The organism is Pseudoalteromonas sp. UBA6610 (assembly GCF_002433295.1).
GTDB lineage: Bacteria > Pseudomonadota > Gammaproteobacteria > Enterobacterales > Alteromonadaceae > Pseudoalteromonas > Pseudoalteromonas atlantica.
This window is the reverse complement of the sequence record NZ_DJHW01000115.1, coordinates 66,748-77,572: the sequence shown is the minus strand read 5'-3', so window position 1 is coordinate 77,572 and position 10,825 is coordinate 66,748. Positions and strand designations below refer to the sequence as shown.

The 10,825-nt window shown below is 43.2% G+C and carries 11 protein-coding genes and 7 tRNA genes; 5 read left to right on the top strand and 13 right to left on the bottom strand.

What is annotated here, in order from left to right; translation table 11 throughout:
• Positions 1–139: 139 nt before the first annotated feature.
• The 9 genes from B4F91_RS15555 to dnaQ all read right to left on the bottom strand — a co-directional run bounded on the left by B4F91_RS15555 (position 140) and on the right by dnaQ (position 3,095).
• Positions 140–216: transfer RNA gene (locus tag B4F91_RS15555), tRNA-Asp, on the bottom strand.
• 53 nt (positions 217–269) lie between these two features.
• A tRNA-Asp gene (locus B4F91_RS15550) sits at positions 270–346 on the bottom strand.
• A gap of 37 nt (positions 347–383) precedes the next feature.
• Positions 384–460, bottom strand: a tRNA-Asp gene (locus B4F91_RS15545).
• Positions 461–497: 37 nt separating this feature from the next.
• A tRNA-Asp gene (locus B4F91_RS15540) sits at positions 498–574 on the bottom strand.
• A gap of 31 nt (positions 575–605) precedes the next feature.
• A tRNA-Asp gene (locus B4F91_RS15535) sits at positions 606–682 on the bottom strand.
• A gap of 41 nt (positions 683–723) precedes the next feature.
• Positions 724–800, bottom strand: a tRNA-Asp gene (locus B4F91_RS15530).
• 27 nt (positions 801–827) lie between these two features.
• Positions 828–904 (bottom strand) — tRNA-Asp (locus tag B4F91_RS15525).
• A 98-nt stretch (positions 905–1,002) separates the two neighbouring features.
• Positions 1,003–2,373, bottom strand: coding sequence for a TIGR03503 family protein (locus B4F91_RS15520; protein ID WP_126006518.1), 1,371 nt, complete (start codon positions 2,371–2,373; stop codon positions 1,003–1,005).
• An 8-nt stretch (positions 2,374–2,381) separates the two neighbouring features.
• On the bottom strand, positions 2,382–3,095 hold the full coding sequence (gene dnaQ, locus B4F91_RS15515; RefSeq protein WP_004585981.1) for a DNA polymerase III subunit epsilon: 714 nt from the start codon (positions 3,093–3,095) through the stop codon (positions 2,382–2,384).
• Between the two features lie 68 nt (positions 3,096–3,163).
• On the opposite strand from dnaQ, the gene rnhA reads away from it, so the two are divergent.
• Positions 3,164–3,628, top strand: a complete 465-nt coding sequence (rnhA, locus tag B4F91_RS15510) for a ribonuclease HI (protein WP_004585980.1) — start codon at positions 3,164–3,166, stop codon at positions 3,626–3,628.
• A gap of 73 nt (positions 3,629–3,701) precedes the next feature.
• On the opposite strand, the gene B4F91_RS15505 is transcribed toward rnhA, so the two are convergent.
• Positions 3,702–4,478, bottom strand: a complete 777-nt coding sequence (locus B4F91_RS15505) for a class I SAM-dependent methyltransferase (RefSeq protein WP_248443199.1) — start codon at positions 4,476–4,478, stop codon at positions 3,702–3,704.
• A 53-nt stretch (positions 4,479–4,531) separates the two neighbouring features.
• Between B4F91_RS15505 and gloB the strand changes: the two genes are divergently transcribed.
• Together gloB and B4F91_RS15495 are read left to right on the top strand one after the other, a co-directional pair.
• The gene (gene gloB / locus B4F91_RS15500) at positions 4,532–5,305 is read left to right on the top strand and encodes a hydroxyacylglutathione hydrolase (RefSeq protein WP_096041965.1); all 774 of its coding nucleotides are present in this window, start codon (positions 4,532–4,534) and stop codon (positions 5,303–5,305) included.
• 184 nt (positions 5,306–5,489) lie between these two features.
• Positions 5,490–7,067, top strand: a complete 1,578-nt coding sequence (locus tag B4F91_RS15495) for a LysM peptidoglycan-binding domain-containing protein (protein WP_024033687.1) — start codon at positions 5,490–5,492, stop codon at positions 7,065–7,067.
• A gap of 274 nt (positions 7,068–7,341) precedes the next feature.
• Here the strand turns inward: B4F91_RS15495 and B4F91_RS15490 are convergent, their stop codons facing one another.
• Genes B4F91_RS15490 through B4F91_RS15480 form a run of 3 tightly spaced genes read right to left on the bottom strand, consistent with a single transcriptional unit; the run spans position 7,342 to position 8,868 of the window.
• A complete protein-coding gene (locus B4F91_RS15490; RefSeq protein WP_024033689.1) occupies positions 7,342–7,791 on the bottom strand; it encodes a flavodoxin in 450 nt (149 codons plus the stop codon).
• Positions 7,791–8,555 carry a tRNA pseudouridine(65) synthase TruC gene (truC, locus tag B4F91_RS15485; protein WP_273588927.1) on the bottom strand — a complete coding sequence of 255 codons (765 nt, stop codon included), beginning with the start codon at positions 8,553–8,555 and terminating at the stop codon, positions 7,791–7,793. The genes B4F91_RS15490 and truC overlap by 1 nt, the downstream gene beginning before the upstream one ends.
• Positions 8,548–8,868: a YqcC family protein gene (locus B4F91_RS15480; RefSeq protein ID WP_286936666.1), complete on the bottom strand. Its 321-nt coding sequence runs from the start codon at positions 8,866–8,868 to the stop codon at positions 8,548–8,550. The genes truC and B4F91_RS15480 overlap by 8 nt, the downstream gene beginning before the upstream one ends.
• A 105-nt stretch (positions 8,869–8,973) precedes the next feature.
• Between B4F91_RS15480 and B4F91_RS15475 the strand changes: the two genes are divergently transcribed.
• Together B4F91_RS15475 and B4F91_RS15470 are read left to right on the top strand one after the other, a co-directional pair.
• Positions 8,974–10,002, top strand: coding sequence for a DUF3549 family protein (locus tag B4F91_RS15475; RefSeq protein ID WP_286936665.1), 1,029 nt, complete (start codon positions 8,974–8,976; stop codon positions 10,000–10,002).
• Positions 10,002–10,301, top strand: a complete 300-nt coding sequence (locus tag B4F91_RS15470) for a DUF3301 domain-containing protein (RefSeq protein ID WP_004585972.1) — start codon at positions 10,002–10,004, stop codon at positions 10,299–10,301. Before B4F91_RS15475 ends, B4F91_RS15470 begins: the two co-directional genes overlap by 1 nt.
• Positions 10,302–10,825 lie beyond the last annotated feature (524 nt).

Here is a 10,825-nt window from a genome sequence, read left to right as displayed (position 1 = left end):
ATAAGAAGCTGAATATTGAAGAATAGACAAGAATATTAGCAGGTTAGTATATAAGAGTCGAGCTGATAGCTGATAAAAATGATGTTTGGATTTATTAATAAGTAAATTATCTATTGCTTGTTATTGAGGAAATAACAAGTGGCGGAGTGGACGGGACTCGAACCCGCGACCCCCGGCGTGACAGGCCGGTATTCTAACCAACTGAACTACCACTCCGCAGTGGTATGTGCATGGGGTAATGCACTTACTAATTTTGTTACGATATCAAATGGCGGAGTGGACGGGACTCGAACCCGCGACCCCCGGCGTGACAGGCCGGTATTCTAACCAACTGAACTACCACTCCGCAGAGATATCATATTACTTGTCATTACTAAATTTGTTGGCGGAGTGGACGGGACTCGAACCCGCGACCCCCGGCGTGACAGGCCGGTATTCTAACCAACTGAACTACCACTCCAGCATACAAATTTTGTAACATAACAGTGTTTAAATAGTGGCGGAGTGGACGGGACTCGAACCCGCGACCCCCGGCGTGACAGGCCGGTATTCTAACCAACTGAACTACCACTCCAGCGCGTATTTAAACTGTTATTTTTTCTTATTGGCGGAGTGGACGGGACTCGAACCCGCGACCCCCGGCGTGACAGGCCGGTATTCTAACCAACTGAACTACCACTCCATAATAAGAATATGTTTTACAACCATATGTTGTGTAAGTGTTGGCGGAGTGGACGGGACTCGAACCCGCGACCCCCGGCGTGACAGGCCGGTATTCTAACCAACTGAACTACCACTCCAGCGTCTACTTACAAATTGTCGAAAATTGGCGGAGTGGACGGGACTCGAACCCGCGACCCCCGGCGTGACAGGCCGGTATTCTAACCAACTGAACTACCACTCCGCATTTTCGTTTCTGCTTAGGTCTCCCTTTGCAGCGGCGTGAATAATACGAATCAGCCCCTACTTCGTCAAGGGCTTTTTTGTTTTTTTACAGGTTTTTTAGTCATCTGACATCGAAAGGTTTAAAATTTCACCTGATTTGTCACTTTTTGAGCCATTTTTGCCGACTTGATTTTTTTCTGCATCGGCGTTGCTCTCATCGTTTACTTTCTTTTTGTTTAAAAAAGGCAGTTTAAAGTTAAATTTGATTGGCTTTTTCTGTACAAAAATACGAATTGCTAACCACCCTAACAATAAAATGAGTAAATTACAGCCCACGATTAAAGTCACTAATGTAGAAGTGGCCATTTTTTCTTCAATGGGCTCAGCTTCCAAGGCCAGGTTTTGATCAATAAGCGTAGCAGGGTCTATTTCGGGCACTGCTTCTATTGGCCTTTCTATCTCAAATTTGTATGTTGGTATTGTGGCCATAAACTCACGACCGTTTATATTAGTGCCAAAAACAGACAGTTCAACGCTGTATCTTCCCCAATCATAGTTTTTAATTGCTAGTTGGCGTGTATCACCCGCTTGCGCGTCAATTGTAAACATTTGCTCTTCATTATTAGGGTAATAAATTTTTCCCTGCACAATAACGGTTTCAGGTTTAACTATGTTGCTATCTATATTAATAGTTAGCTGGTGATCGTCAGTATCAAGCTCTGCCAGTGCGACCTCAGATTTAAATGGCGGTTCATGCACAATGATAGGGTCTTGCACAATGCGTCGCTGTAATAAGGGGGTCGCTATATAGAGTTCTGGTGTCCACTGTCCTGCAGGAAAGTCTAATTTAAATTCGCCAGTAAACACTCCATCGTTAGGGCGTTCATCAAAGCCGCGGCCATCGTCTTTAAATTCGGCAACTTCTTGAGTGCCTGCACCAAAGTTTGCATAGCTTTCATCGTTGGTACTTACAAAGTCAACGTTTAGGCTAACTACATCTGTGAATAAGTTAGCATCGATAGGCTCATCATCATTTAAAATTTCGCCCGTTATTTTTATTGTCTCGCCTCTAAACAACATAGGAGGTAGTGGCTGTGCTTTTAAAGACACTTCCCCTAACACCACAATGCGGCTGTCGGGCAAAATGCGGCCAATAACTTGCCATGGGCCAGCCATCGGTTTTTTTATGGTGATTAAGTCGTAACTAAGCTCATCAAACCAATCGAGGTTGGGATCTTTAACGGCGTTAGTGGCAAAGTACTTGCTGCCATCGGGCCTGACTAAAATAACCGCGGGCGAACCTGGCTTTCTAAAAAATAGTAAGGTTATTTCGTCTAATTGGCTGTCTATACGAAAACGGTTATCTAGCAGCGGTATTTCATTTTGTTCGCCGTCGCGTTTAAGTAGCTCTACTTGCTTAACGGCAAACGCACTGGCGCTAAACAGTGAGGTGGCGCACAGTACAGTTATAAAATACATCGTTTTCATAGTTGGCCTTATTCAGCGCGCCATAAACAGTGGCCGCCTTCTTTGTCTACAAGATCGAGTCGTGCTTCGTGTGCGCTTTGCTCAGCGTCGTTTGCGCGCAGTACAACTAAAGGTGCTCGGTCACTACTTAAGCGTCTTATGCCACCAGTCTGTTGCTCGCTGCCGTCATCTTTATTTTGGTTTAAGTTTAGCTTGGTTTGCCCGCCAGTCATGGCAAGGTAAACATCGGCTAAAATTTCAGAATCCAGTAATGCGCCATGTAATGTTCGTTTTGCGTTGTCTATATCGTAACGGCGGCACAAAGCATCTAGGTTGTTCTTTTGACCAGGATGCAAGTCACGCGCCATTTTAAGGGTGTCGAGAACTTGGCAGTACTCGTGCGTATTTGGGTAGCCTTGGTTAAGCAGCGCAAACTCGTTATCCATATGGCCCACATCGAACGGGGCGTTATGTATTACAAGCTCAGCACCTTTAATGTAGTCAAAAAACTCTTGCGCTATATCGCGATAAAGTGGTTTATCACGTAAAAACTCGTTGGTAATACCGTGAACATCTATTGCTTCTTCTTCAATGCTGCGTTGTGGGTTAATGTAAACATGAAAATTATTACCAGTTAAACGTCGGTTTATTAATTCTACACACCCAATTTCTATAATCCGGTGCCCCTGTTTGGGGTCTATGCCGGTGGTTTCTGTATCTAAAACTATTTGTCTACGTGCCATATCGAATTTAGCCTGACTCTGGTATCTTTCTATAATCACTTTATTGTACATAATATCAAGGTAAAACAGTGCAAAAAACCGTAGAGATTTACACCGATGGCTCATGTTTAGGTAATCCGGGCCCTGGTGGTTATGGTATTTTTATGATTTATAACGGCCACGAAAAAAAATTAAGCCAAGGGTATAAGCTCACCACAAACAACCGTATGGAAATGCTCGCTGCCATTGTTGCCCTTGAATCACTTACCCGCCCTTGCACCGTTAACCTCACCACAGATAGCCAATATGTTAAGCAGGGTATTGAGTCGTGGATTGCAAATTGGAAAAAACGGGGCTGGCAAACATCGGCAAAAAAGCCGGTTAAAAATGTTGATTTATGGAAGCGACTTGATAGCGCTTGTAGCGAGCACACGGTTACATGGAAATGGGTAAAGGGACATAGCGGGCATAAATATAACGAAATAGTTGACGATTTGGCACGTGATGCTGCAGGCAGTAGCAACCTACTTGATGATGTAGGGTATCAGCCTTAACCCGTAAAAGCTTTCTCACTTTTAATGCCATGAGTGTAAGGCTCATGGTATTAAAAGTGCCTAGTTACATTATTTAACTATTATTATTTTTTTGCTCATACTGTTTAAAGTGCTGCTTTGAGGTTTGTCTGAGCCCTGCCCCTTTTACAGGTGAAAACTGCGGCCTTGCATGCCACTTAGGTTTTATAGGCGTAAGCGGAGCCACGCGTTTTCGCGCCACCAGCATATAAACACTCCCCATAGGTTTTAAATACTGTTTAGCAAAACTGCGCCAAAATGCAAACCGTGAAAGCCTGTTACCCCGCGCAAGAGATGAGTAAATAAAGCGCTCATCGCTAATAATTTCAAACCCCAATAAATTAAGCCAATCTTTTACCCGCGCAGGCGTAAAAAAACGCCCCGTCCACGGCAGCTTTTGGCCACTAAAGGGCAACATTTGCGCCAATCCACATAAACTAAACGGATTAAATCCGGTAATAACAATGTAACCACCGGGTATAAGTGTGCGATGCGCCTCGCGTAATATGTGATGTGGGTCTGAGTGATACTCTAAGCAGTGGCTTAAAATACACGCATCAACACTGTGCTCATAAAAAGGCAGTTCGTCTATATCGGCTATTACACCTGTGTAAGGCCCCTCTTCGGCAACACATACTTGGTGTTTTATAGTGCTTATGCTGGTATTAAGCTCGCCACTTAAATTACCTAATTTAAGCATATGGTAACCAAACATACGCGGCAGCCATTGATCCATTTTTTGTTCAATGTCAGCACGTAAATAATCCCCATGAGGGAACTGCTGCCATGACAGCGGTTTGGGTCCTTCTTGAAAACTAAGGGCTGGTTTCATTTTTATAGCTCGTTATACTAGGTGTTACCCGTCACTTTATAGAGCAAATTAATATGGTGCAAGTTAAAGCAATTAAAGCATTTTCTGACAATTATATTTGGTGTTTAACTACCCATAATAGCGACCTAGCGTGGGTGGTTGACCCAGGCGACGCACAGCCCGTTATGGCGCATTTAGCAGAGCATAACTTACAGCTTGGTGGCATTTTAATTACCCATCATCATAGCGATCATACCGGTGGCGTAGCCGAGCTTGTAAAACAGTTTTCAAACATTGCAGTGTACGGTCCTATTAACAGTCCGTTTGCGGGGATCACCAATACACTGGTTGATGGCGATAGCATTGAGGTATTGGGTACGCGTTTTAACATTATTACCACCCCTGGCCATACGCTTGATCACATTTGTTATATTCATGAAGAGTTGGCTTTTACAGGTGATACCCTTTTTAGTGGGGGCTGTGGGCGATTATTTGAAGGGACGCCTGAGCAAATGTGGGAGTCGTTTAATAAGCTGCGTGAGCTACCTAAAACCTGCAAAGTGTATTGCACGCATGAATATACGCAAGCCAATTTAGCATTTGCAAAAGCCGTAGAGCCGCGTAACCCTGAGCTACTCCAATACAGCGATAAAGTAGATGCACAGCGTGCTAAGGGCGAAATTACACTGCCAAGTACAATAGGCCAAGAGCTTAAAGTTAATCCATTTATGCGCAGCGACCTACCTACTATTACAGAGTTAATTCCAAAAGAATTTGTGTTGGTTACAAAAAACAATGAACCATGGGAAAACTTTGCAAGTCTGAGACGATTCAAAGACAACTTTTAGTTAAGATATGTTGACCTGTTGTAATTAATTTTGCAGCATCGTGGTTAGGTATATCCTAGGTAAAACCATTGGTTTAAAAATAGCGAATGGTTTTATCAACATGTTAAAGTTGGTCGTTAAGTGGCAATGTTGACTCATAACGGGTAGTATTCGCCGAGTTTTTTTACCTGATGTATTGGTATATATGAATAAATCTCCTCTATTAATTGCCTTGGCGCTTGCGCTAAGTGGTTGTCAAACATTAACAACCGTAGATTCAGACGCACAAGCTGCTACCCAAGCAAATAAGCGCTTAGAAGGCGCAAGCCCTAACGATATTAACAATGCATTGATGGTAAACGCCCAATATCAACACGTTGAGCAGAGCGAAGACGCCCCCGTTTTTGACGATGTGTGGGAGCGCATTCGCTACCAACTGTCTATTGATGTACCGCAAAACCGCCCTGTTGTTACCGAGCGAAATTACTATGCGCGTCATCAAGCTTATTTAGACCGCATTTCAAAACGCGCAGAACCTTACTTACACTTTATTGTTGAAGAAGTAGAAAAGCGCGAAATGCCTATCGAAATTGCCCTTTTACCTATTGTAGAAAGCGCGTTTGACCCATTTGGCTACTCTAATCGCAGTGCTTCGGGTATTTGGCAATTTATGCCAGCCACTGGCGAGCGTTTTGATTTAAAACAAAACTGGTGGTACGACGGCCGACGCGACATAGTGCAATCTACGCGTGCTGCCCTTGATTACTTATCGTATTTACACAAAACCCTTGAAGGCGATTGGTTAAACGCCATTGCGGCTTATAATTCAGGCGAAGGGCGTTTAATGCGTGCGATTAAGAAAAATCGTAAAAAGCATTTACCTACAGACTTTTGGTCTCTCGACTTACCAAGCGAAACCACCGCGTATGTACCAAAGCTTTTAGCCCTTGCCGATTTATTAAAACGCGCTGATGAGTTTAATGTAAAATGGAAACCGGTTATCAACGCGCAAGTTGTAGAAGTGGTTGATGTAGGCACGCAGATTGACTTAGCACTGGCCGCAGATATGGCCGATATGACTCTTACTGAGCTATACAGGTTAAACCCAGGCTTTAACCGCTGGGCGACCGACCCTAACGGTCCGCATTTTTTACTATTACCCACCGATAAAGCGGAACAATTCAGCCAAAAGCTGGCGCAAACCGATGTTAAAGACCGCTTACGCTGGCAGCAATACACTGTGGCGCGCGGAGATAGCCTATCGGTTATTGCTAAAAAGTTTACCACCAGCACTAGTGCTATTCGCTCGCTTAATAAATTAAAGTCAAACACCATACGTATTGGCCAACAGTTATTAGTACCCTTAACCGATGGCGCAATTAATAGCGAACATTTACCTAAGCAAATGCGTTTAGCTGCTAATAAAGCCACCCGTACTAAGCTGTCGCACACGGTTAAAAGTGGCGACACCCTGTGGGACATTAGTCGCGAATACGATGTCACCATGGATGAGTTGGCCTCGTGGAATAAACTGAAGAAAAACTCAGTATTGCGCTTAAATCAAAAGCTCACTGTTTATAAATCCGCGAGTAAACCACAAGCAACTGCAAGTACTAATCGCACCATTACTTACAAAGTACGCCGTGGTGACTCGCTTGCACGTATTGCGTCTAAATTTAATTTAACCGTAAACGAAATTATTAAGTGGAATAACTTAGCCGGCCAAAAGTATTTACAGCCTGGCCAAAAGTTAAAGCTTAAGGTTGATGTAAGAAGTAGTTAACCCACTGTTTAATAATTAAAAAAGGAGCGCATGCGCTCCTTTTTTTGTACATATAAGCAGTTAATACCAATTTGCTTAATTAAATGCTCTGTTTTGAGGCCGGAAAAACGTGTTAATAGCTAGGCAATAAATTCGCTATTTAGTTGTTCTCGGCAATTGCTCCTGCATGGCTCTACCTTCTGCATCCATGCAGTCGTAAATGAGCATTTTTTAACGCAGCTAGCGACACGTTTAACCCCGCAAAATGATTAAGTATTATTGCGCATTGGTGTTACTAAGCTGGTAATTTTTCAAGCCATGCTTTTAACCACGGCTCTGCTACAGGCCATGGCTCAAAGTCTTCGCAGGCATCTATTTCTAAACGGTTTCCTACCGGCTTAGCTTGCAAGTCACGTAGTAGCTCATCAAAGCTGCGCCCTGCACCGCAAAACGTATCGCCGTAGCATCTATCGCCCATGGCTATAACACCAAATGGCTTATCAGTTAGCATCGGAAATGTGCTGTTCATAGCAAAGTAGAGCCCAGCTAAATTGCTAGGTACATCGCCTTGCCCTGTGGTAGAGGTAACAACTAATATATGTGAGGCGTTTTTTATATCATCAAGTGAGGCCTCACTAATAACGCTCGCAGTGTGCCCTGCTTTTTCAATTGTATTTGCAACATCATAGCTTAAACGTTCTGCTCCGCCGTTAACGCTGCCTACAAAAATACTAATATGTGCCATTAATAATCCTTTTCTTGCTGTGGCCAACCTAGTTGCTTACATATACTAAGCATGTCTTCACCTAGTGGCGCTTTAATTACGATGGGTTTATGCGTGTAAGGGTGCACAAAACTAAGCTGCGTTGCAAATAGCATTAACCGCCGCAGTGCAAAATGCTCCCTAAAAAATTGATTATGCTGGTTATCACCATGATTTACATCACCAATAATAGGTATTGATAAATGATTAAGGTGGCGCCTAATTTGATGCTTTCGCCCTGTTTTTGGAAAACACTCTACGAGCGAGTAACGCACCGTGGGGTATTTACCAATAGGAATTGGTAGCGTGGCTTGATGCAGACAATTAAATTGTGTTTGCGCCGCTTGTGGCGCTTTATTTTGCGTGGCAAATTTGTCAGCTATTTTATCAAGCTCTTCTTTTAACGGTTTATCTAAAAACACCGATTCAGGCGCAAAACCACGTACAAGCGCTAAATAACGCTTTGTAATAGTGCCTTCAATAAATAGCTTGTTCATGTCTCGGGCAGATTCTGAACTTAAAGCAAATAGCAGCACACCTGATGTTGGTCTATCTAGCCTGTGCACCGGAAATACATGTTGCCCTAATTGGTCGCGCAGCATTTGCATTGCAAACTGGGTTTCATGTTTATCTAAAAAAGAGCGATGAACCAATAAGCCTGCGGGCTTATCTATGGCAACAAAGTATTCGTCTTGGTAAAGAATATTAAGCTCGCCGTACTCTACAGTTTCACCCTTTTCAGTCATGGGGTTTACCCAAAAAAGCATCAAGTTCACTAAGTAGCGTTATAATTTCGCCGCTGCCGGTTTTATCCACTAACGCCATTTCTGCCATAGGCGCAATGGCAAAATTTTGCGGCAATGGTTGGTTAAGCGTTATTAATTGCTGCATTTTTTCAATAAATACAAACTGTAACCACTGCTCAAATGCCATGGTATCGTGACAAAAAGGCACTTGAGATTGTAATTTATGCGCCTCTATTGGCGTGCTTTGCCACAGCTCATGTTTTTTTAAAAGTATGCTTAATTGGTTTAAATAAGCCTGCGTTTGCTGATACATAACCACTCTTCTTTTTACGTTATAGGGCAATTATACCCTGTTCCCTCAATGCCTGCTATGGCGTATAATTGAGGCAATTTTGCAGTAAAAACAATTGAGATAACGATGAGCGAACACATAGCGACACTTGGCCAACTTTTAGATGGCGCCGGTACACAATGGCGTGCTTTTGATATTGGCAGGCATATTACTAAGCTTGATAAAAAACAGTTTTTAGCTATTGAGCAAGCGCAAGTTCCTTATCCTTATCCGCTTGCGGGGCACGCATGGCTGGCTATTCAATTTTGGGATAGCAAAGCGAGTAAAGAACCTTATGTATGGTTTTTAAAGTTTCCACTTGATGAGCAAAGTAAATTAGTGAGCGCGAGCCGCGATCATTTCGCTAATATGGTAATTGAGGCCCTAGGCAGCGAAATTACCGGCGAGCAAGCCGATGGTAAGCTAGATAATAACCCTTATGTGTTTACCCCTAATGCAAATAAATTAGCGGCTTTTAACGCCCAACTTAAAGTATTGTTAAAGCAACCAGCCTCTAAATATTACGAGCACACGCAGCTTTACTTTAGTGGCACTTTAGGTTTTGATGATTGGCAAAGCGTTGCGCTACAAGGGATTGCCGATTTTTCACTGCGCTTAAATAACGACAACAACTTAGCAAACTTGCAAAAAGCTTGGCCGCATTTACCACTAGAGGTATTGCAGCCTTTGAGCGCCATGCTTGAGCATGTTGAAATACCGCCATCACTCAGTGAGCTTTTAGTTGCCTATGGCCACACTGCCATTGAAAATAACGATACAATTGCACTAACTGCCGCACTGCGCTCACTTTCAAAAAGCCAAGCGCAAGGGCTGTGTACACAACTAGTAGATGCTGCATTAAGCTCATCTGTTGGCACTGATTCAGATGTACTTTTAACGATTGCAGGGCGATGCTTTTCTCAACTAGAAGAGCCTGAGCGCTTACATATTTTTATGGATAATTGTGCGCACCACCAGCAAATTGCCGAGCTATTTCCCAGTATCTTTGCTGATTTAGTTGCAATACCCACTATACGCCCACATTTATTAGGCTTATTACGTAAAGAAAACCGCAGCGAAACGCTCGCTCGCGCAATTGGAAGGTTGTTCTCTTAATGGCTACTTTGTGGACGTTTATCGCCATTGGCGCTGTAATTTACTTATTTTGGCTAAACCGAAAAGTAGCAGAAGCTGCTAACAGTCATGCCGCGCGCCAAGCTGAGCAATTACAGGTTCAGTTAATGAGCGTAGCGTGCACAAAACGCCGCTTTGGCATTTTAAAAAATGGCAAACCGGGGATCAAAAGCGAATTTATGTTTGAGTTTTCAAGTGATGGCGAAAATGCCTATCAAGGTATTTTAATTATGGAAAATGAAATGCTAAAAAGCGTTGTTGTGCCGCCACACAAAATTTAACTCTTATCGTTAAAACCGGTGGGGTTAAAGTGAAACCACTAAAATAAGTTAATACATAAAACTAAGGCGTAACAAAAGTTACGCCCCACTCTTACAGCATCCTGCTTGTTATCCTTGACCCAAAATCCGTATTATCATCCCCTGAACGAGTAAACAACCCTATTTACCCTCAACATTGCATCCTGCAAAATCCATAACCATCCTGGCTAACCCACGTAAACTAACGCTTGGCTACTTACTGTAGCATCATCCTTGGTCATCCTTTTAAGTAGCTCCTGCCACTTTAAATGCATCCTGCATTTTCCACTTGCCGCCTTGGCCATCCTGCGTAAACTAACGCTCCTGCTACTTCCTGTAGCCTCATCCGTAAATATCCTTAAGTAGTTCCAACTACTAAGCGCTTCATGCACTTCCTAGTTCGTCCTTGCGTCCTTTTTAACTTGTCCTTTATGCTTCCTGCTAGCATCTGCTATGTTGCCTATTCCGTATCCTTGGCAGTAGCTTAGTCATTAAGCTATGTCGTC